Source organism: Micromonospora sp. U56 (genome assembly GCF_018070095.1).
In the GTDB taxonomy this organism is placed as follows: domain Bacteria; phylum Actinomycetota; class Actinomycetes; order Mycobacteriales; family Micromonosporaceae; genus Micromonospora; species Micromonospora purpureochromogenes.
The window spans coordinates 24,870-45,292 of record NZ_JAGPYL010000046.1 but is presented as its reverse complement, the minus strand read 5'-3'; the positions used below and the strand labels follow the sequence as shown (position 1 = coordinate 45,292).

Here is a 20,423-nt window from a genome sequence, read left to right as displayed (position 1 = left end):
GCCGCGGACGGGCTGGCCGGGCTGCCCCGGATGCCGGTGCTTTCCGGCGGCTACCTGCACCCCAGCGACCGCAAGGCGTTGCAACTGCTCGGGCACGGCCGCAACAGCGTCGAGATCCACGCCCGTGACGGCGCGGGTCGGGTCGACCTCGTCGCCCTCGACCGGCGGCTCGCCGAGCTGGCCGCCCCGGCGGTGGTGATCGCCAGCGCCGGGGAGGTGGACACCGGTGACTTCGACCCGCTGGCCGACCTCGCCGAACCGTCGAGAACGTGCTGCTCTACCACGTGGTGCCGGGCGCGACCATCGACCGGCGCGCCGCCGTCAAGGCCGACGGCGCGGAGCTGACCACCGCGCTGGGCGCCACCGTCGAGGTGGACGTGCTGCGCTGGTGGCACTTCCGTCAGGTGCGGCTGGTCGACGCCGACACCAGCGACCGCGACGCGCGGGTGGTCGCGTCCGACATCAACAAGGGCAACCGGCAGATCGCGCGCGCCGTCGACCGGGTGCTGCGCCCGATCGACCTGCCCTGACCCGGCACTGAGGCCACGGCGCCCGGCTCCCGCCGGGCGGCGTGGGCGTGCAGGCGCGCCATGCCCCGGCCCGCCGGCAGGCCGACACTCACCGCGGCCGGCGGCGACATGCTTCGGCTCAACCCGGTGCTGCCCGACGGGCTCGACCAGCTCGACTCCGCCTCACTGAGTCGTCTCGAGCTCCAGACGTCAGCGTTTGCCGGCCTGGCGGACCACTCGCTGCGCCAGGTGATCCAGGGCGGCGAACTGCACCTCGGTCAGCGGGTCGGTGTTGTTGCCGCCCGTGCTGTGGGAGACCCCGTAGGGGTTTCCGTCGACGAACTTCAACGGGTCGGTGTACCCGGGCGGCACGATGATGCCGCCGAAGTGATAAATGCTGTTGTAGAGAGCCAGCAACGTCGTCTCCTGGCCGCCGTGGGGCGTCTGCGCGGCGGTGAAGCCCGCGTACACCTTGTCGGCCAGCAGGCCCTGCACCCACTGCGGACCAAGGGTGTCCAGGAACTGTTTGAGTTGGCTGGAGACGTTGCCGTAGCGGACCGGGGTGCCCAACAGAACGGCATCAGCCCAGACGACGTCATCCGCGGTGGCCTTCGGCTCGTCCTTGGTCCGGTCGAAGTGTTGGCTCCATGCCGCGTTGGAGGCGATGGCCTCGGCGGGGGCGAGCTCGGGACACTGCCGAAGGCGGACTTCAGCGCCGGCCTTCTGCCCGGCCTCGGCCACGCGCTCGGCCATCGCATGGACGGTACCGGTAGCCGAGTAGTAGATGACGGACAGCTTGACGCTGGTCATCGCAGCTTCTCCTGCCTGGTGTGGCTGCCCCGCGGGGCAACTGGTTCGATTCTCAGCGAGGCCAAGCTTATGCCCATTTATCGGCGCTTAGCCCCAATTTTCACCGCATCGGTCCGGACCGGGCCGATGGTGGTGCACCGGATCTGCGCGAGCGTGCAGACCAACGCGGACGTGCTGCGACAGCTGCACGCCGCCGGTCGACCTGGGCGCCACGGTGACCGTGATGCAGGAGCGCGACGGGGTCTGCATCGACCGCGACGGCGGCGGGATCCGGCTACCCCCGCGAAGTGGCCTCCCGCGTCTTCGTCGCCGCCAACTGACCCGCCCGCGATCTTGTGCCTTCCGCCCCGGCGCGACAGGTTGCCCCCGATGCCTCGGGACGCACCGGTGATCACGGCGACCCGATTCACGAACGCGATCTCCGACGTGTTCAAAGCAATCACTGGCGGCGAGCCGAACGGGCACGATTGACGGATGAAGGCCCGGACCACCCTCGGCCGAGGTCATGCCAGAACGAGGAGCCCCATGACCAGCAACCCGATGGACGAGGTGCTCGGCCGGTGGAAGGCAGCATTCGACGACCATGATGTCGAGGCCATGGCCGACCTGTTCCACCCGGATGCCCTCTTCCTCGGCTTCGGCCCCGAGGTGCTCGTCGGCCGGCAGATGGTACGTGCCTACTACGACGCCGTACCCGACGATCGCAGCGCGGACGTGACCGTGTTGCACACCTACTCGATCGGCCAGGGGGCGGCTGGTGGTTTCGCCCACGTCGTTTTCCGCGACCCCACCGGCTGGGAAGCCCCGGTGTACCTGTCCCTGGCCCTCCAGCTCAGCGCGGGTTCCTGGCGGATCCGCCAATACCACGTGTGCAGGATCGGCCCACAACGCTGAAAACCGGAGGCGGGGTCGGCGAGGTGGGAGGAAGCACCACCTCGGCAGCGGGTCGGTGTCGACCAGAGCCGGTTGCCAGCGAAGGCGTTCGTGTCCGAGGGAGCGTGCCGCGCCATGTCGAGGCCGCACCATCGTGTCGACATGGCGGGCACGGCGACTTCAACGCCGGCGGCGTGCGTTCAGGAAACCGCCTCGATGATGCGCAGGTCGCGCTCGGCTCCGTCGTCGAGCACCCGAAGCGCCTGCTGGTAGGCGGGGCTGTTGTAGGCCGCGACCGCGGCGTCGACACTGTCGAACTCGATCAGCGTGGTGCGCTCCATGATTCCGGACTCGAACGCTCGAGCCGGAAGTCCGCGCGCCAGGAACCTGCCACCGGCGGCGCGCATCGCCGGCCCGGCCAGCTCAACGTAGGCGACCAGCTTCTTCTCGTCTTTGATCGACCGAAAGGTGTTGATCCAGTATGCCTTCGCCATCTTCTCTGTCTCCTGCTCGAGTACGGGGCAAGTAGAACCTCGGCCTTACTTGGCATGTAACACCGGGTGGGATCTGCTGCCTTCCCGGTTGCAGGTAACCGAACCGTAGGTTCGGTTGTGGGACGGAGGCGTGGTGATGCACGACCTCGTCGAGCAGCTACCGCCCGGGTTCACCGACACCTTTCAAAGCCGCTTCGTCGAGGTCAACGACATCACCCTGCATGCCGTCATCGTCGTCGTCCTTCTCTTCTTCGTCCTTCTTGTCACCCAGTTGGGTAGCACCATGGTGGCTGGGGGGAGGCCGGCGAGAGCGCCCAGCGCCGGCACAGCTGGCTTACCTCGGACATCAGTCCCGGGTTGCAGGTTTCCCGGGTCCCGGAGCGGTCACAACGCTCGAGCATCTGTCGCCAACGACTGCCAGAACCCCGAAGAGTTCGCTCGGTGCGCCGGCCATCTCCTCGCTCGATGGTGGCCCGCACCTCGACTGCGGAGGGTCCAACCCACAGCCGGCCGGTGACGCCGCGCGCCGTTTCCGGAATCCTTGTCGGCGTCAGGATCCGGTCCGAAGTGGTCGTCCAGATTCAGCGGCGGCCAACTCGACCAGCCGCCGCTGACCGCCCGAGTCTGGGCGGAGACGCTCGCCTGACGGATGCGGTTTCCGGCAGGTGCAGCGTCAGCTTGCGGTCGCCCGTCACGCTCGCCGGAGAGTGTTCCGGCAGGCCTCAGAGCCAGGGTGGTGGGCCGTCGAAGGTCAGGGTGTGCACGTCGAACAGGACCGCCGTCTCCACGCCCAGCGCCGGCCCGCCCTGGCGGGCGGCCCAGGTGAGAAATGGTCCGGGCTCGGGGCCGGCCACGCCCAGGCCAGTGGTGTACTCAGCGTGCGCGGCCAGCGAGGCGATACCCCGCTGCAACGGCTCGCCGGTGACGTCCACGCCGTGGGTGGGGCGCTCGGCGCCGGCGAAGCAGACGTAGCGCACGCCGCCCCAGGGTGGTAACCCCTCGTCCACCAGTTCCGGGAAAATCCACCGGTTGCCGGCGTCGCGGGCGGCGTCCAGCGTGGCCAGCCCCACCGCCCGGTGGTCGGCCTGGTTGGTGATGCCGCCCACCATACGGACGGTGAAGGCGCCCGAAACGATGAGCTCGGGCCGGTGCCGACGGATCGCCCGCACGATGTCGCGGCGCAGGTCCGGACCGTACTCGACGACCCCGTCGCGGTGGTCGAGGAACTCCACGACGTGCACGCCGACCTCCCGGGCACCGGCGCGCTGCTCCTGCTCGCGCAACGGCGCGGCCTGGTCCGGGTGCAGGGCGTCGATTCCTGCCTCACCCCGGGTGGCCAGCAGGTAGGTGACCTGCTTGCCCTGGGCGGTCCAGCGGGCGATCGCCGAGGCCGCGCCGTACTCGATGTCGTCGGGGTGCGCGGCCACCGCGAGGCACCGCTCCCAGTCCTCCGGCAGCGCCGGCAGAAGCTCCTCCACGGGCACACCGTAGCCGCGTCCGCGTCGAACCGGCACCGCCGTGTCGGCAACGTTGACATCCGTCGAGCAGGCGACAATGAGCGGGTGGATCCCAGCCGGCTGCACCCGCAGGCACGGGCGGCGATGCAGGTCCAGCAGCGTGTCCCGCTCACCCGGGCGAACCTGCCCGCGGCACGGCTCAGCATGGTCCAGGCGACCCCGGCCGAGGTGGGCAGCGCACCGCGGATCCGGTCCGTGATCACTGTCGACGCCGGCGGTGTGCCCGCCCGCCTCTACCGGGACGGCGATCACGACGGGATGCCGGTGGTCCTCTATGCGCACGGCGGCGGCTGGGTGATGGGCAGCGTGGACACCCACGACGGGCTGTGCCGGCACCTCGCAGCCGCGTCCGGCTGGGCCGTGCTCTCCGTGGACTACCGGCTCGCCCCCGAGCATCCGTACCCGGCCGCGGTGGACGACGTGGCCCGCGCGCTCACGTGGCTGCGCGGGCCCGGGGCGGCTCGGCACGGCCTCGACCCGGGCCGAATCGCGGTGGCCGGTGACTCCTCGGGAGGGCACCTCGCGGCGGTGACCGCTCGGCGCGCCCGGGACGCGGGTAGCCGTCTCGTGGGACAGATCCTCATCTGCCCGGTCATCGACCCCGCGGCCGAATATCCGGCCGTCGACGAGTACGGCCTGGACCGGGAGGAGATGCGATTCTTCTGGGACGCATTCGCCCCACCCGGCGTCGACCGTACCCGGCCGGATGTGGACCCACTGCGGGCCGACCTCACCGGCCTGCCTCCCGCCCTGGTCATCACCGCCGAGCTCGACCTGTTGTCCGCCGAGGGTGAACGGTACGCGGCCCGGCTGCTGGCGGCCGGCGTTCCCGTCACCGCAGCCCGGTACCAGGGGCTCATCCACAACTTCCCGCGGAAGCTGGCCCTGTTCGACGCCGCCCATGTCGCCCTGGCCCAGGTGGCCGCCGCGCTGAATCGTTGGTGACCGGCCCGGACGTCTCGGCTGCCGGAGCCCCAAGCCTTTGTGGAAGGCTCGCGCCAGTAGGACGAAGCCCGGTCAGTCGGTCCAGGCGGGGCTTGTGCCTGCGGTGACGGCAGCAGTTGGCGGCAACGTCAGCGGACGAGGCGGCGCAGGGCGGTGGTTCATCCTGCGCTGGGGCTGTGGCCAGCGCGTTGGGCCTGGCTGCTCCTAGGATCCATCCGAGCGAGGGAGGCGGAGTGCCGTTCACCGGTAGTCACGTCGCGGCCGTGTTGCCGCTGACGCGGTCAGCGTGGCTGGTGCCGTCCGCCCTGGTGATCGGGAGCATGGTTCCCGATCTGCCTTACTACCTGCCGCTGCCGGCGGAGGCGACGCTGACTCACTCGCTCGGCGGTGTCTTCGGCGTTGACCTGGTCCTGGGTCTGGTGGCGTTGGCTCTGTGGCACGGGCTGTTGGCTCGCTTCCTGATCGCCATCTCGCCGGCCCGGCTACGCGATCGCCTACCCCCGCCCGCGAGCCGACGTCATCGACCGGCTGTCCGCGTGCCGATGCTGGTTGCCTCGCTGGTGGTCGGCGCGGCGACCCACGTGCTGTGGGACTCGTTCACGCACGACGGGATGTGGGGTACCGCGCACATCGTCTGGCTGGCCGAGTCGCACCTCGGCATGCCCGGCTATCGATGGGCGCAGCGCGTGAGCGACGTCGTCGGTGCCACCGCCGTCGTGGTCTGGCTGGTCCGGTGGTGGCGTACGCGGTCGCCCGCGACGGCGGCCTCGCGGTGGCCGTCGGCCGAGCGGGTGCTCGTGGTGGTGGCCTGGACGGCAATCGGGCTCGCCGCCGCTTGTGGCGCCGCGCTGGCCGCCACGGAGGAGGTGGCACCGCAGCGAGCGGTGTTCCTGGCCGTCACCCGTGCCGGCGGTGCCGGTATGACGACCGCGATCGTCCTCGCGGTCTGCTACACCTTCCTGGCCCGGCACCACCACGGACCCCGCGCTGACCGCAGCCTCGCGCCGGTTGAGGCTCGTATCGACCCTCGTGATCCGCTCTGAACGATGTCCGGCCCGATCAGTATGGTGTCGGGATGGCGCTGGAGATCATTGCGCAGGTCCGGGTGGACGGTGAGATTCCCATCGAGCGGGTGATCTGCCATCCTCGCCTGCCGCTGGTCGCCGGCTGGGATTCCGAACGCCCGGCCGTCCGCGTCTGGGACTACACGGACGGAAACCTACGTGAGTGCGGCATCGTGGGTGGGAGCACGCCCGTCTACGGAGAAGCCGACGGCTGGGAACGGTACGAGCGGACACCGGCGGCGGCGTGGCATCCGCGCGAGCCGTTGCTGGTGGTGGCGGTCGAGGGTGAGGTCGCGCAATGGACGGCAGATGGCGTGTCCGCGCTGGCGGGTGCTCCACCCTCTGCCGCCTACCACAGTCTGGCCTTCAGCCCCGACGGCCGCACGTTGTGGGCATCGCCGGCCGCAGCGGGTGGGGATGACGCATGGGAGTCCTCAGACGTTCTCGATCTCGTGTCAGGAACCGTCGGCACGGGTCCGCAATGGGACACCGGCGTCGCCGTGCATCCTGGCGGCGGGCTGGTAGTCGCTCTCCGCAGCGATCAGGGCGCCACGTACGCAGCCTTCGCGCGAGTCGATGGCGAGGCGGTGCCCGCCGAGATGCGCCTACTTCGCAGGACCCTGATTCTGGATGTGGACGGATACGAGACGCCGACCTTCAGCGCGGATGGCCGGCACTTCGCGATCCGAGGCAATGCGTACGGGAACACCCTTGAGGTGTTCACGTTCCCCTCACTCGAGCGGATCGTGGGCGCCACGCTCGGGCCGCCCACCCCTGATTACCCCTATCCCGACGAGTGGCTTGAGCAGATGCGGGCCTGGTCGCGACACAACCTTGCGTTCGGGGCTCGGCCAGGTGTGCTGTGGGTCGGAACGCCTGCGGGCGTTCTCGTGGAGTTCGATGTCCGCGATGAACGCGCCGTCGAGCACGATGACCTGGCCGGTTCCCCGATCACCGCGCTGGCCGCTGCGGCGACGGGTGAACTCGTCGTTGCGGATGGTGGTGGGGACCTGCGCATCGTTTCCGTGCCGGCTGGCCCGGCAGAAGACCGTAATGCAGTACGTGAAGCAGCGCAGGCCCTGGTAGAGGCGTTTCTGAACGAGACGGCCGAGGTTCCCGACGACGCTGACTGGGAGAAGTATGCGGTCCGCACCGACGGAGCGCGGATCTGGCACCCGGACGACCTGGAAACCGTGACGGACGCAGCTGACGGCGATCCGAGCTGGCTGCAGATCCGGGCCGCCGTCAACAGCGCGATCGCGAACAGAGACGCCCCGTCGTGACCCCGCCGGGGTTTCGACGAGGAGCGCGGCCGGGTGAAGAGATGCGTCATCATCACTGGGGCCTGACCAGGCAGGCAACCGGGCAAGGCGAGCGTTCGTGCGGCTTCACGGCCGAGTGACGACGGGGCCGGAAGACCCGGGATGGGCCAATCGGCGTCGCCACCGTTGCGCCCGCTGCATGGATCCTTCTGCCAGGATGGCGGCCATGTTCGACGGGGAGTTGGCGATCCAAGGGTACGAGCTGCCGGACGACGCGCGGCTCGTCGACGGCAATGTGCTGCTTGAGCGGCCCGGGTTCTGGCCGGTGTACCTGGCCTACATGGGCGGCGAGGTATATGACACGTCGGCAGCGTTCGACGTGCCCGAGTCCGCACGTTCCGACATGGAGCGGACGCTGCTGGACCGAGCGCAGTGGCCGGTGTTGTCGGTGCGGCTGACACCGGCGCACGGGAAGTGGTGGCGGTGGTTACGCATCGTCAATCGCAACATGCCCGACGATGGCGGGCTCGACGTGCTGGTCACTTCGGATCTCGGCGGGTCGGCTGTCCGGATCGCCGGGTTGGGCGAGTTCTACGGGCCGGGGTTGTGCTGGGAAGAACTGTGGGCGCTGGCGGAGATGCCCGATCCCGTGCTGAGCCGTGAGCAGCGCTTGTTGCTGGCGTTGCCGTTCACGGTCGACGGGGTGGTGCCGGCTGATGCCCGTACGGTCGTTGCGGCGGCATTGCGGTCCGTGGGTGCGACGGGCGACGTCGACACGCTCGTCAGCGATCTCGTGGATCCGGCGGAGGGGTGGGGTGCTGGGTTGTGGGTGGTCCGGCACGGCGTACGGATGTGTCTGGCCCGGCACGCGCTGCGGCACATGCAGGACACGTCGCTGAACGAGCTGCGGGAGGTCGACCTGGCGTTCGGGGCCAGGTTCGCTCGAGCCCGCTCGGGTAGCCGGGAGTATCGGCCGCGCGCGGCGGGCCGAACGGTGCCGCGATGGCGGTTCGAGGTGGTCGAGGCCCGGGCGGACGATGTGGGTCTGCGGCTACTGGGCCGCCTCGACGGTGAGATCCGAGACGGGGAACCGGCGCGGCTGGTGGACGGTGTCGCCGAGGTACCGATCGCCGCGGTTCGGGTCGGGGAGGACCCGGCGACCCGGAATCTGTTCCTGACGATCGACGCGGAAGTGCCCCCACCGGCGCCAGGCGCGCAGCTGCTTCCTGCGGATTCCCCTTGAGCGCGGCGGTGCCGTTCGCCCTCACCGCGACAGACACGGGGTGATGGACGATCCCTGGTCGCCTCATGCTGCTCGTGTCCTCGGGGTTACCCGCTCAGTCGGGCCGTCGTGGTGGTACGGGCGGTCCTGAACTCACGAGGTCTGAACCGCCGTACCGGTGCGAGTCGTCGCCGGCGTCGCCCGCGCCGTCGGTGCGGGACCGGTCGAGCGGGTCGGCGGGCCGAACAGCGGCAGCAGCCGGTCCGCGTCGAGGTAGGTGGTGATGCCCCGCACCCGGTCGCCGGCGAGGTCCAGGATGACCAGCCCGAAGGGCCGGTGGACGCCGTCGGGCCCCGGCCGGGTCTGCCAGTACGCCGGTGCGCCGTTCGCCGCGGTGGGCACCAGCCGCGAGCCCGCGCACGACGCCGCCGGATCGGACAGCGCCTGCGCGATCCGGTCCCGGCCGCGCAGCCACCAGCGCAACGGTGGCATCGACATGGTGGCGTCGGCGTGCAGCAGAGCCACCAGGGCCGGTACGTCGTGGCGTTCGAACGCGGTGCAGTACCGGGTCAGCAGCTCGCGCTGGGCCGCGTCGGCGGGCCGGACCGGCTCCCCGGGGCCGGGGGCGACCGTGCGCAGGGTGGACCGGGCCCGCTGGAGCGCGCTGTTCACCGACGCGACGCTGGCCTCCAGCAGGTGCGCGACCTCGTCGGCCCGCCAGCAGAGCACGTCGCGCAGGATCAGCACGGCCCGCTGTCGGGGCGGTAGGTGTTGCAGGGCGGCCACGAACGCCAGCCGGATGCTCTCCCGCCGCAGCGCCTGCTCCGCCGGGTCGCCGTACCCGGGCAGCACCCGGTCGTCCGGGACCGGCTGGACCCACACGTGCTCCGGCGCCGGCGCCCCGAGCGCCGCACCGGCCTCGGCGGCGGGGCCGAGGTCCATCGCCCGGGCCCGGCGTTGCGCGCCGCGCAGCATGTCCAGGCAGACGTTCGTCGCGATCCGGTAGGCCCAGGTCCGCAGCGACCCGCGGGCCGGGTCGTAGCGGTCGGACGCCCGCCAGATGCGGGTCAACGTCTCCTGCACGGCGTCCTCGGCCTCGAACCCGGAGCCGAGCATCCGGTAGCAGAAGCCGGTCAGTTCGGTGCGCAGCAGCTCGACCGGGACGTCCTCGGCGACCGCTCTCTCCCGCACCCGGCGACCATACGCCCACCGACCGATGAGTTTCGCGGGTCCGGCCCGTATCAGTCGCGAGGGCCCCGGCGAAGGGTGCCCCGCACTGGACGGAAGGAATCCGGATGACCGACGACGATGTCCGCGCCGCGGTGGTGGCGGAACGGGCGGAACTGGTCGACCTGCTGGCGGCGCTGCCCGCCGATCGGTGGGACGCGCCGACGCTGTGCGACGGGTGGCGGGTGCGGGAGGTCGTCGCGCACACCACGATGCCGTTCCGGACCTCGGTCGGGCGGGCCCTGATGGAGTTGGCCAGGGCGCGCGGGAACGTCAACCGGATGGCCGACCGGACGGCCCGTCGCGACGCTGCCGCGTTGTCGCCCGCGCAGTTGCTCGCGGCGCTGCGGGACAACGTCGAGCACCGGTGGACGCCGCCGGGCGGGGGCGTGCGCGGGGCGCTCTCCCACGACGTCATCCACGGCCTGGACATCACCGTCGGCCTCGGGCTGGACCGCCGCGTCCCGCCGGAGCGGGTCGCCATGGTGCTGACCGGGATGTCGCCGCGCAACGTGGCGTTCTTCGGCACCGACCTGACCGGCGTCCAGCTCCAAGCGACCGACCTCGACTGGTGCCACGGCGAGGGCGCACCCGTGCGCGGGCTCGCCCAGGATCTGCTGCTGGTGGTCTGCGGGCGCCGGCTCCCGTCCGGCCGGCTCGACGGCCCGGCGGCGACCCGGTTCAGCCGGCGGGACCCGTAGCGGGCAGCGACCTCGCCCCGGGCGCCGTGGTGGGGGGCGCCCCGCCCCGGCGCGTCCGGGGCGGGGCGGTATCCCGTCGCCACCGCGTCCGGCCGTGGCCGACAATGGTGCGATGGACGATCGGGCGCTGGTGCGGCTGAGCAAGCGGATGTCACTGGCACTGCGCCACCAGCCCGGGAAGTTCGGCCTGGCCCCGGACCGGGCCGGTTGGGTCACCGTGGACGACCTGCTCGCCGCCCTGCGGATCGACCGCGCCGACCTCGACGCCGTCGTGGCCGGTAACGACAAGCAGCGCTTCGCCGTCGAGCCGGGCGCCGACGGGGTGGACCGGATCCGGGCCAGCCAGGGGCACTCCATCCCGGTCGACCTCCAGCTGGCGCCCACCGCGCCGCCGGAGCGCCTCTACCACGGCACCGGCGCGACCGCGCTCGACTCGATCCGGGCCACCGGCCTGCACCGGGGTGGGCGGCATCACGTACACCTCTCGCCGGACGTGGCGACGGCCCGGCGGGTCGGTGCCCGCCGCAGCGGGGCGCTGGTGGTGCTCACCGTCGACGCGGCGGCGATGGCCCGCGATGGGCACGTCTTCTACCGCAGCGCGAACGGGGTGTGGCTGACCGACGCGGTGCCGTCGGCCTACCTCGTCGCCTGACGGCGCGTTCCGCGCCCGATCCGCCGCGACGCCGACCGTGCCGGATTACCCTCGGACCACGACCCGGAGGGAGCGGCATGAGCGGTCAGACCAGCCCCGGCACGATGCCCGCCGCCTTCTTCGGGCACGGCAACCCGATGAACGCCCTGGCGGTCAACCGGTACACCTCGGCATGGCGGGCGTTCGGGCGCGCGGTGCCGCGCCCCCGGGCGATCCTGGTGATCTCGGCGCACTGGTACATCGGCGCGACCGCCGTCACCGCCATGCCCCGGCCGCGCACGATCCACGACTTCTACGGCTTCCCCCCGCAGCTGTTCGACGTCGAGTACCCGGCGCCCGGCCTGCCCGAGCTGGCCGAGGAGGTCAGCGACCTGGTGCACCCCACCTGGGTGGGCGCCGACGTGGACTCGTGGGGCATCGACCACGGCACCTGGTCGGTGCTGACCCACGCCTTCCCGGCGGCGGACATCCCGGTGGTGCAGCTGAGCATCAACGCGTTCAAGGGGCTGGACTACCACCTGGGGCTGGGCGCCCAGCTCGCGCCGCTGCGCGAGCGCGGGGTGCTCATCGTGGCCAGCGGCAACGTGGTGCACAACCTCGGCGGGGTGGATCCGCAGCTGGTCGACCAGGGCTTCGACTGGGCGCGGCGCTTCAACGACGCGGCCCGCGAGGTGATGCTGGACGAGCCCGCCGAGGCGGCCCGGCTGGACGCGCACCGCGACTTCGGGTCGGCAGTGCCGACGCCGGACCATTTCATCCCGCTGCTCTATCTCGCCGGCATCGCCGGTGCGACCAGGACCCGGCCCGAGGTGCTGGTGGACGGGTACGCGTACGGGTCGCTGTCGATGACCGCGTACACGCTGGGGTTGGCCTGCCCGGGTGGCGACCAGCCGGCGGGCGCGCCGTCGCTGCCGGCCGACGTGCCGGCCGACTCGGCGAACATCTGACCCCGGCCGGCGTCAGCCCCGCGCCGGCTCCCCGCTCGGCGTGGACTCGGCCGGGGCGCGCACGCCGTCGACGAACACCGCGACGAGCTGGTGGCCGACCTCGGTGAAGGTCAGCGGCCCGTCCGGGTGGAACCAGGTGTGGATGTTGCCCAGGGCGCTGAGGAACGTGTGGGTGACCACGGTGGCGGAGACGTCGGTGCGGACCACGCCGGCCAACTGGGCCTCGTGCACGAGGTCGCGGAACAGGTCGTGGTAGCGCCGGCGCTCCCGGCGGGTCGCCTCGGCGTGCTCGTCGTCGAGCAGGTGCGCCGAGCGGGCCCAGACGGTCAGCTCGGCCAGGTGTTCGGCGGTGTGCTCGACCACGTCGAGGCCCGCGGCGCGCAGCCGCTGCCCGACCGGCCCGTCGCCGGCCGCGATCTCGGCCAACCGCCGGGTCTGCTCCGCGAGCAGTTCCCGGTAGATGCTGGTCAGCAGCTCGGACTTCGACCCGAACCAGTGGTACAGCGCCCCCTTGGTCACCTCCGCCGCCGCCACGATCTCCTGGACGCTCGTCGCCTCGTAGCCGCGCCGGGCGAACAGCTCGGTGGCGGCCGCGACGATGCTCTGCCGGGCCGACCCGCGGGGCGCCCGCCGCCGCTCGGGGCTGACGGCCGCCTCGATCGCCACGGTCACCGCGACTCCAGCTGGCGGCGGATCTCCCGGCGGGCCACGTCGCGCACGTGCACCTCGTCGGGGCCGTCGGCGATGCGCAGGGTACGGGCGCCCGCGTACATCGCCGCGAGCGGGAAGTCGTCGGAGACGCCGGCCCCGCCGTGCACCTGGATGGCCCGGTCGAGCACCTCCAGCGCGACGCGGGGCGCGATCACCTTGATCGCGGCGATCTCGGTGCGGGCGGCCTTGGCGCCGTACCGGTCGATCATCCAGGCCGCCTTGAGGGTGAGCAGCCGCGCCTGCTCGATCGCCATCCGCGACTCGGCGATCTGCTGCTGCACCACGCCCTGGCGGGCCAGCTCCTGACCGAAGGCGACCCGGGTGGTGGCGCGGCGCACCATCAGGCTCAGCGCCCGCTCGGCCAGGCCGATGGCGCGCATGCAGTGGTGGATGCGGCCGGGGCCGAGCCGGGCCTGGGCGAGGGCGAAGCCACCGCCCTCCTCGCCGAGCAGGTGCGACGCCGGGACCCGGACGTCGGTGAAGACGACCTCGCCGTGGCCGTGCTGGTCGTGGTAGCCGAAGACGGGTAGCGAGCGCACCACCTCGACGCCGGGGGTGTCCACCGGGACCAGGATCATCGACTGCTGGCGGTGGGTGTCGGCCGACGGGTCGGTCTTGCCCATCACGATCATGACGGCGCAGCGCGGGTCGGCGATGCCGGTGGTCCACCACTTGCGGCCGTTGATGACGTACGAGTCGCCGTCGCGCTCGATGCGGGTGCGGACGTTGGTGGCGTCGCTGGAGGCCACGCCCGGCTCGGTCATCGCGAAGGCCGACCGGATCTCGCCGTCGAGCAGCGGGCGCAGCCAGCGCTCCTGCTGCTCGTCCGTGCCGAACATGTGCAGGATCTCCATGTTGCCGGTGTCCGGGGCGGCGCAGTTGACGGCCTCCGGGGCGAGCTCGATGGAGCGGCCGGTCAGCTCCGCGAGGGGGGCGTACTCCAGGTTGGTCAGCCCGGAGACGTCGGGCAGGAACAGGTTCCACAGCCCCCGGCGGCGCGCCTCGGCCTTGAGTTCCTCCACGACCGCGGGCAGGTGGTGACGGCGGCCGGCCGCGGTGAGTTTGGCGCGCTGGGCCGCGTAGACCGGTTCGGCGGGGTAGACGTGGTCGTCCATGAACTCCTGGAGCCGCTTGAGGTACTCGGCGGACCGTGCGCTCGGTTCGAAATCCATGGCTGGCTCCCCATTGACGGCTGTGTCGGCGGCTCGCTACCGTCGCCGGACGCCGAACATACCGGCTGGTCGGTATGGCGTCCAGAGCACCGTGACCGTGAGGAGCCCCAGGTGAGCGTGATGGACCGGTTCCGCCTCGACGGGAAGGTCGCCGTCGTCACCGGCGCCTCCTCCGGCCTGGGGGTGTCGTTCGCCCGCGCACTCGCCGAGGCCGGTGCCGACGTCGTGCTCGGCGCTCGCCGCGCCGAGCGCCTGCCGGAGACGGGCAAGCTGGTCGAGGCGGCCGGCCGGCGGTACGCGGCCCGCGCCACCGACGTCAGCCGGCCCGAGGACTGCCAGGCGCTGGTCGCCACCGCCATCGAGCAGTTCGGTCGGGTGGACGTGCTGGTCAACAACGCCGGGGTCGGCACCGCCGTGCCCGCCTCCCGGGAGACCCCGGAGCAGTTCCGCTCGGTCGTCGACGTCAACCTGATGGGCAGCTACTGGATGGCCCAGGCCTTCGCCCGGGCGGCGACCGGCGGCGGCGCCATCGTCAACATCTCCAGCGTCATCGGCCTGCGCCCGGGTGGCATTCCGCAGGCCGCGTACGCCGCCAGCAAGGCCGGGGTCATCGGCCTGACCCGCGACCTGGCGGCACAGTGGACCGGCCGCAAGGGCATCCGGGTCAACTGCATCGCCCCCGGCTTCTTCGCCTCGGAGATGAGCGACCAGCTCGAGCCGGGCACCTTCGAGATGGTCAAGGCGCTCGCCCCGGCCGGGCGGCTCGGCGAGCACGAGGAGCTCGCCGCCACGCTGATCTGGCTGGCCAGCGACGCCTCGTCATACGTGACCGGAGTGACCGTGCCGGTCGACGGCGGCCTCGTCATGCCTTGACGCCCGAGGGCGGAGGGCGTAGACCGGCTGTCACCTTGCTCGATGTCCCAGCGACTCGCCGTACAGGAGGAGCACCGATGAGCTTCAACCTCGCGACCATCCTCCGGGAGCCCCGCCGGGCGCATCCCGACAAGCCGCTCTGCCACCTCGACCACCTGACCTTCAGCTACCGGCAGGTGGACGAGATCTCCGGGCGGGTCGCCGCCGCCCTGCTCGGGCTGGCCCTGCGCCGGGGCGACAAGGTGGCGGTGCAGCTGCCGAACGTGCCGCAGTTCCTCTTCGCCTACTTCGCCGTGCTCAAGGCGGGCCTGGTCATGGTGCCGCTCAACCCGCTGCTGCGCGCCGGCGAGGTCGCGTACCACCTGGCGGACTCCGACACCAGGGTCTTCATCACCTTCGAGCTGTTCGCACAGGAGGCGGCCAAGGGGGCCGCCGAGGTCGAGGGCGTGACGACGTACGTGGTCAACCTGCCGGGCAGCGACCGGCGGCCCGACGGCACCCGGCACTTCGACGAGCTGTACGCGGCCGAGGACACCGGCGAGATCGCGCCGACGGACGCCGACGACACGGCCGTGCTGCTCTACACCAGTGGCACCACCGGCCGGCCCAAGGGCGCCGAGCTGACCCACTTCCAGCTCTACATGAACTGCACCGTCGGCGGCGAGCTGTTCGGCTTCCGCGACGACGACATCGGCCTGGCCGTCCTGCCGCTGTTCCACGTCTTCGGCCTCTCCAGCGTGCTCAACGTGGCCGTGCGCTACGGCGGCACCATCGTGCTCGTGCCGCGCTTCGAGGTGGGGCCGGTGGTCGACGCCATCGAGCGGCACCGGTGCACGATCTTCTCCGGCGTACCCACCATGTACTTCGCCCTGTTGCAGGCCGACCTCACCGGTCGGGACCTCTCCTCGCTGCGGGTCGGCGTCTCCGGTGGGGCGGCGATCCCCGGCGAGGTGATCCGGTCCTTCGAGGAGCGGTTCCCGGGCGTGGTGATCCTGGAGGGGTACGGGCTGTCGGAGACGGCCAGCACGACGACGTTCAACATCAGCGCCGAGCAGCGCAAGGTGCTCTCCATCGGCAAGCCGATCTGGGGCGTGCAGACGCGCATCGTCGACGACGCCGACCGGCCGCTACCGCCCGGGCCCGAGCACGTCGGCGAGATCGTGGTCCGCGGCCACAACGTGATGAAGGGCTACTACAAGAACCCCGAGGCGACCGCCGAGGCGTTCCGTGGCGGCTGGTTCCACACCGGAGACCTGGCGTACGCCGATGCCGACGGCTACCTGTTCATCGTCGACCGCAAGAAGGACATGATCATCCGGGGTGGGTACAACGTCTACCCCCGGGAGGTCGAGGAGGTCCTGTACGCCCACCCGGCGGTCGTCGAGGCCGCGGTGCTCGGCCGCCCCGACGCCAAGCTGGGGGAGGAGGTCGTGGCGGTGCTCAGCGTCACGCCGGACGCCGAGGTGACCCCCGACGACCTGGTGGCGTACTGCCGGGAGCGGCTCGCCGCGTACAAGTACCCGCGGCAGGTCCGCATCGTGGCCGAACTGCCGAAGGGTCCGACCGGCAAGCTGCTCAAGCGGGAACTGAAAAAGGACCTGCTGGAAACCCCTGCACAGCAAGTGCAATAGCCGCCGCCATCCGATTCGGCAACGACCCGAGCCGACCGCAATTGTCCTGGTACGACACGTCTACATCACAGCGTCGTAACAAGTCATTGACGGTCTCGGCTCGAAAAGTACACTCCCGATGTAATAACCACCCCCTGATGCTTCGCCCGAGTCGCACCGCGTTTTCCCCCGTCGCCGCGTCCCGTAAGAGGTGAAGATGAGCCCACCACCCACCGACACTCCCGCCGACGGCATCGACCTGGTCCTGCGCGACGTCGGCGTCCGGTTCGGCGGACTGGTCGCGCTGGACGGCGTCTCCCTGCGGGTGCCGCCCGGCCGGATCGTCGGCGTCATCGGCCCGAACGGCGCCGGGAAGACCACCCTGTTCAACGTGGTCTGCGGCTTCGTCCCGCCGACCAGCGGCTCGCTCACCCTCGACGGCCGGCCGTTCCGGCCGCGTCCGCACCGGCTCACCCGCCTCGGCATCGCCCGCACGTTGCAGGGCGTCGGTCTCTTCCCCGGCCTCACCGTCGTCGAGAACGTGATGGCCGGCGCCAGCCACGCCGCCCGGGCCGGCTTCACCACCGCCCTGTTCGGCCTGCCCCGCAGCGACCGTGACGAACGGCGGCTGCGCGAAGAGGCCCTCGACCTGCTCACCGAGCTGGGTGTCGCGCGGCACGCCGCCGCCGCGCCCGGCACCCTGCCGTACGCGGTGCGCAAGCGGGTCGCCCTCGCCCGCGCCCTGATCGCCCGACCCCGCCTGCTGCTGCTCGACGAGCCGGCCGGCGGGCTCGGCGCCGAGGACATCGGCGAGTTGGCCGAGCTGATCACCGCGCTGCCCGGCCGGGCCGACGCCGCCTGCTCGATCATGCTCGTCGAGCACCACATGGACCTGGTCATGTCCGTCTGCCACGAGATCGTGGTGCTGGACTTCGGCAAGGTCATCGCCGCCGGCACCCCGGAGCAGGTCCGCGACGACCCGCTGGTGACCGAGGCGTACCTCGGCGCCGACGTCCCGGCCGGCGCCACCGGCACCGCCGCCGGTCCGGTGGTCGCACCGTGAGCGCCATCCTGGCGGTCGACGGGCTCAGCTCCGGCTACGGCCCGGTGCCGGTGCTGCGCGACGTCACCTTCGAGGTGCCGACCGGGACCATCGCCGCCGTCCTGGGCGCCAACGGCGCGGGCAAGACCACCCTGCTGCGTACCCTGTCCGGCCTGCTGCGGCCCACCGGCGGCCAGGTCCGGTTCGACGGCGCGGACCTGCGCGGCGTCCGCGTCGAGGCGCTGGTGCACCGCGGCCTGGCGCACGTGCCCGAGGGCCGCGGCATCGTCGCCGAGCTGACCGTCGAGGAGAACCTGCGCCTCGGCGGGCTGTGGCGCCGCGACCGCGCCGACGCCCGGCGCGCCCAGGACGAGGTGTACGAACTGTTCGAGCCGCTGGCCCGGCGGCGACGGCACGCCGGGCACCAGCTCTCCGGCGGGGAACGGCAGATGCTCGCCCTCGGTCGGGCGCTGATCGCCCGGCCCCGGCTGCTGCTGCTCGACGAGCCGTCGCTCGGCCTCGCACCCCGGGTCACCGCGCAGATCATGGCGCTGCTGCGCCGGCTCTGCGACGACACCGGGTTGACCGTCCTGCTCGTTGAGCAGAACGTGCGCAGCGCCCTCTCCGTCGCCGACCAGGGCGTGGTCATGTCCCTGGGCCGCGTCGTCATGGCCACCCCGGCGGCGCAGCTTCGCGACGACGAGACGCTGCGCCACGCGTACCTCGGGTTCTGACCACCCCACCCGTAGGAAGGATCCGTTCTTGGACCGGTTCTTGTTCCTCACCTTCGACGGACTGTCCACCGGCGCCGTCTACGCGGCGTTCGCCCTCGCCCTGGTGCTCATCTGGCGGGCCGCCCGTCTGGTCAACTTCGCGCAGGGCGCGATGGCGGTGGCGACGGCCTACGTCGGCTACGCGGTCGCCTCCGCCACCGGTTCGTACTGGCTGGGCCTGGGCGCGGCCGTCCTCGCCGGCCTCGCACTGGGCGCGCTCGTCGAACGGGTGCTGATGCGGTTCGTCGGCCACGCCAACCCCCTCAACGACGTCATCGTCGCCCTCGGCCTGGTGCTGCTGATCCAGGCCGTGCTCGGCATGGTCTTCGGCAACGAGTACCGGCCGGCGGCCGCGCCGTTCGACACCGACGCCCTGTCGATCGGCGGGATCGCCGCACTGTCCCCGTACGACCTGTGGGTCCTCGGTGCGGTCCTGGTGGTCGTGGTGCTGCTCGCGCTGCTGTTCACCCGTACGCCGATCGGCCTGCGGATGCGGGCCTCCGCCTTCGCTCCCGAGGTGTCCCGGCTGCTCGGGGTGAACGTCAACCGGATGCTCACGGTCGGCTGGGCGCTGGCCGCCGCGGTCGGCGCCCTCGCCGGCATGCTGGTCATCCCCACCGGGCTGGGGCTGCACCCGCACGCGATGGACCTGGTCTTCGTCGTCGCGTTCACCGCCGCCGTCGTCGGCGGCCTGGACAGCCCGGCCGGGGCGGTGGTCGGCGGCCTGCTGGTCGGCGTGATCCTGTCCTACGTCACCGGCTACCTCGGCCCGGACACCACGCCGCTGGCCGTCCTCGTCCTGCTGCTGGCGGTCCTGCTGGTCCGCCCCGGCGGGCTCTTCTCCAGCGCGAGAGCGAGGCACGTGTGACCACCACCCAGCCCGACGTGTCCACGGCCGAACCGCCACCCGGCCGGCCGTCACCGCTGCGCCGGCTGCTGCCCGGCCCGCCGGGCGCCGCCACGGCGGGCGGCTCCACGCTGCTGCGCCACCTGGTCCCGGCCGTGCTCGCCGGCACCCTGGTCGTGCTGCTGACCAACCAGTTGCCGCCGTACCAGAACCTCCAGGTGGCCCGGGTCTGCGCGTTCCTCTGCGTCACCGCCGGCTACACCGTCCTGGTCGGGCTCAACGGCCAGCTCTCGCTCGGGCACGGGGCGCTGATGGCGACCGGCGCGTACACCGTCGCGCTGGTCCAGCGGGCCTTCGAGGCGCGCGCGGTGCAGGGCCGGTGGATCCTGCCGCTGTCCCTGCTGGCCGCCGTCGCGGTGACCGCGGCGGCGGGGCTGGTCATCGGGCTGGCCGCCGCCCGGCTGCGCGGGCCGTACCTGGCCGGCGTGACCCTGACCGTCGCCACCCTGGTCCCGGCGATCGCCACGATCTTCACCGGCGTCTTCAACGGCGAGCAGGGGCTGCGCTTCCCGGCGGAGACGCCGCCGGCGTTCCTCGGGGCGTACTTCCAGCCGGAACGGTGGCTGGCCTGGGTCGCGCTGCTCGCCGCGCTGCTGACCATGCTGCTCATGGCGAACCTGGTGCGCAGCCGGTTCGGCCGGTCCCTGCGCGCCGTCCGCGACGACGAGGTGGCCGCCCGGCTCGCCGGCATCCACGTCGCCCGCAACCAGGTGCTCGCCTTCGTGGTGAGCGCCGCCTGCGCCGGCCTGGGCGGGGGCGTGTACGCGGTGCTGACCGCCACCGTGGCCCCCGGCAAGTTCGCCCTCGACCTGTCGCTGTTCCTGCTGATGGCCATCGTGATCGGTGGGCTGGGCAGCCTCGCCGGGGCGGTCTGGGGAGCGGTCCTGCTGGTGGCCCTGCAGGACCTGCCGAGCCTCGTCACCGACACCTTCACCCTGCCGGCGGGCCTCGCCCAGCGACTGGAGGGCAACCTGGCCCTCGCCGTGTTCGGCCTGATCCTCATCGTCGTCATGCTCGCGGCCCCGGGCGGCCTCCAGGGCGCCGCCCGCAGGCTCACCGCACGCCTCCGGCCGGGCCGCCGGACCCCGCACCCCTGACTCACCCGGTTCCAC

The 20,423-nt window shown here is 72.0% G+C and carries 21 protein-coding genes and 2 pseudogenes; 17 read left to right on the top strand and 6 right to left on the bottom strand.

The annotated features are described in order from the left end of the window. A pseudogene (locus KBX37_RS17200) lies at positions 1-345 on the top strand (hypothetical protein); the annotation flags it as partial. Continuing rightward, on the top strand, positions 270-530 hold the full coding sequence (locus KBX37_RS17195; RefSeq protein ID WP_307849100.1) for a hypothetical protein: 261 nt from the start codon (positions 270-272) through the stop codon (positions 528-530). The pseudogene KBX37_RS17200 and the gene KBX37_RS17195, both read left to right, overlap by 76 nt. Before the next feature lie 189 nt (positions 531-719). Here KBX37_RS17195 and wrbA read toward each other — a convergent pair whose 3' ends face one another. Next, on the bottom strand, positions 720-1,319 hold the full coding sequence (gene wrbA / locus KBX37_RS17190; RefSeq protein ID WP_210776953.1) for an NAD(P)H:quinone oxidoreductase: 600 nt from the start codon (positions 1,317-1,319) through the stop codon (positions 720-722). Positions 1,320-1,436: 117 nt separating this feature from the next. On the opposite strand from wrbA, the pseudogene KBX37_RS17185 reads away from it, so the two are divergent. Together KBX37_RS17185 and KBX37_RS17180 are read left to right on the top strand one after the other, a co-directional pair. Beyond that, positions 1,437-1,639: pseudogene (locus tag KBX37_RS17185) on the top strand (ferrous iron transport protein A); the annotation flags it as partial. A 205-nt stretch (positions 1,640-1,844) separates the two neighbouring features. Next, on the top strand, positions 1,845-2,213 hold the full coding sequence (locus KBX37_RS17180) for an SgcJ/EcaC family oxidoreductase (RefSeq protein ID WP_210776952.1): 369 nt from the start codon (positions 1,845-1,847) through the stop codon (positions 2,211-2,213). A gap of 179 nt (positions 2,214-2,392) precedes the next feature. Here KBX37_RS17180 and KBX37_RS17175 read toward each other — a convergent pair whose 3' ends face one another. Beyond that, positions 2,393-2,686, bottom strand: coding sequence for a DUF1330 domain-containing protein (locus KBX37_RS17175; RefSeq protein WP_088962268.1), 294 nt, complete (start codon positions 2,684-2,686; stop codon positions 2,393-2,395). A 722-nt stretch (positions 2,687-3,408) separates the two neighbouring features. After that, positions 3,409-4,164 carry a PIG-L deacetylase family protein gene (locus KBX37_RS17170; RefSeq protein ID WP_210776951.1) on the bottom strand — a complete coding sequence of 252 codons (756 nt, stop codon included), beginning with the start codon at positions 4,162-4,164 and terminating at the stop codon, positions 3,409-3,411. Between the two features lie 84 nt (positions 4,165-4,248). On the opposite strand from KBX37_RS17170, the gene KBX37_RS17165 reads away from it, so the two are divergent. The 4 genes from KBX37_RS17165 (at position 4,249) to KBX37_RS17150 (ending at position 8,717) form a co-directional block, all read left to right on the top strand. Beyond that, entirely contained in the window at positions 4,249-5,148 is a 900-nt protein-coding gene (locus KBX37_RS17165) for an alpha/beta hydrolase (RefSeq protein ID WP_307849099.1), read from the top strand. 233 nt (positions 5,149-5,381) lie between these two features. Then, entirely contained in the window at positions 5,382-6,191 is an 810-nt protein-coding gene (locus tag KBX37_RS17160; protein ID WP_210776950.1) for a DUF4184 family protein, read from the top strand. Positions 6,192-6,223: 32 nt separating this feature from the next. Continuing rightward, complete coding sequence (locus KBX37_RS17155) at positions 6,224-7,495, top strand: hypothetical protein (protein ID WP_210776949.1); 1,272 nt, start codon at positions 6,224-6,226, stop codon at positions 7,493-7,495. A 205-nt stretch (positions 7,496-7,700) separates the two neighbouring features. After that, positions 7,701-8,717 (top strand): hypothetical protein, encoded by a 1,017-nt coding sequence (locus KBX37_RS17150; protein ID WP_210776948.1) that lies wholly within the window; start codon positions 7,701-7,703, stop codon positions 8,715-8,717. 132 nt (positions 8,718-8,849) lie between these two features. On the opposite strand, the gene KBX37_RS17145 is transcribed toward KBX37_RS17150, so the two are convergent. Then, the gene (locus KBX37_RS17145) at positions 8,850-9,887 is read right to left on the bottom strand and encodes a sigma-70 family RNA polymerase sigma factor (RefSeq protein WP_210776947.1); all 1,038 of its coding nucleotides are present in this window, start codon (positions 9,885-9,887) and stop codon (positions 8,850-8,852) included. A gap of 104 nt (positions 9,888-9,991) precedes the next feature. Here KBX37_RS17145 and KBX37_RS17140 point away from each other — a divergent pair, with 104 nt between their 5' ends. The 3 genes from KBX37_RS17140 (at position 9,992) to ygiD (ending at position 12,223) form a co-directional block, all read left to right on the top strand. Beyond that, positions 9,992-10,624: a maleylpyruvate isomerase family mycothiol-dependent enzyme gene (locus KBX37_RS17140; RefSeq protein ID WP_210776946.1), complete on the top strand. Its 633-nt coding sequence runs from the start codon at positions 9,992-9,994 to the stop codon at positions 10,622-10,624. A gap of 112 nt (positions 10,625-10,736) precedes the next feature. Further along, positions 10,737-11,276 (top strand): RNA 2'-phosphotransferase, encoded by a 540-nt coding sequence (locus KBX37_RS17135; protein ID WP_210776945.1) that lies wholly within the window; start codon positions 10,737-10,739, stop codon positions 11,274-11,276. A gap of 77 nt (positions 11,277-11,353) precedes the next feature. Further along, a complete protein-coding gene (ygiD, locus tag KBX37_RS17130) occupies positions 11,354-12,223 on the top strand; it encodes a 4,5-DOPA dioxygenase extradiol (protein WP_247658263.1) in 870 nt (289 codons plus the stop codon). A gap of 12 nt (positions 12,224-12,235) precedes the next feature. On the opposite strand, the gene KBX37_RS35635 is transcribed toward ygiD, so the two are convergent. Further along, the gene (locus KBX37_RS35635; protein WP_210776944.1) at positions 12,236-12,895 is read right to left on the bottom strand and encodes a TetR/AcrR family transcriptional regulator; all 660 of its coding nucleotides are present in this window, start codon (positions 12,893-12,895) and stop codon (positions 12,236-12,238) included. After that, positions 12,892-14,106, bottom strand: a complete 1,215-nt coding sequence (locus tag KBX37_RS17120) for an acyl-CoA dehydrogenase family protein (RefSeq protein WP_210776943.1) — start codon at positions 14,104-14,106, stop codon at positions 12,892-12,894. The genes KBX37_RS35635 and KBX37_RS17120 overlap by 4 nt, the downstream gene beginning before the upstream one ends. Positions 14,107-14,226: 120 nt before the next feature. On the opposite strand from KBX37_RS17120, the gene KBX37_RS17115 reads away from it, so the two are divergent. The 6 genes from KBX37_RS17115 (at position 14,227) to KBX37_RS17090 (ending at position 20,408) form a co-directional block, all read left to right on the top strand. After that, complete coding sequence (locus KBX37_RS17115) at positions 14,227-14,979, top strand: SDR family NAD(P)-dependent oxidoreductase (protein WP_247658272.1); 753 nt, start codon at positions 14,227-14,229, stop codon at positions 14,977-14,979. A 77-nt stretch (positions 14,980-15,056) separates the two neighbouring features. Continuing rightward, complete coding sequence (locus KBX37_RS17110) at positions 15,057-16,610, top strand: long-chain fatty acid--CoA ligase (RefSeq protein ID WP_210776941.1); 1,554 nt, start codon at positions 15,057-15,059, stop codon at positions 16,608-16,610. A 196-nt stretch (positions 16,611-16,806) separates the two neighbouring features. Then, positions 16,807-17,652, top strand: a complete 846-nt coding sequence (locus KBX37_RS17105) for an ABC transporter ATP-binding protein (RefSeq protein ID WP_210776940.1) — start codon at positions 16,807-16,809, stop codon at positions 17,650-17,652. Then, positions 17,649-18,365 carry an ABC transporter ATP-binding protein gene (locus KBX37_RS17100; protein ID WP_210776939.1) on the top strand — a complete coding sequence of 239 codons (717 nt, stop codon included), beginning with the start codon at positions 17,649-17,651 and terminating at the stop codon, positions 18,363-18,365. The genes KBX37_RS17105 and KBX37_RS17100 overlap by 4 nt, the downstream gene beginning before the upstream one ends. Before the next feature lie 28 nt (positions 18,366-18,393). Then, positions 18,394-19,272 carry a branched-chain amino acid ABC transporter permease gene (locus tag KBX37_RS17095; protein WP_210776938.1) on the top strand — a complete coding sequence of 293 codons (879 nt, stop codon included), beginning with the start codon at positions 18,394-18,396 and terminating at the stop codon, positions 19,270-19,272. Then, on the top strand, positions 19,269-20,408 hold the full coding sequence (locus KBX37_RS17090) for a branched-chain amino acid ABC transporter permease (protein WP_307849098.1): 1,140 nt from the start codon (positions 19,269-19,271) through the stop codon (positions 20,406-20,408). The genes KBX37_RS17095 and KBX37_RS17090 overlap by 4 nt, the downstream gene beginning before the upstream one ends. Positions 20,409-20,423: the final 15 nt, after the last annotated feature.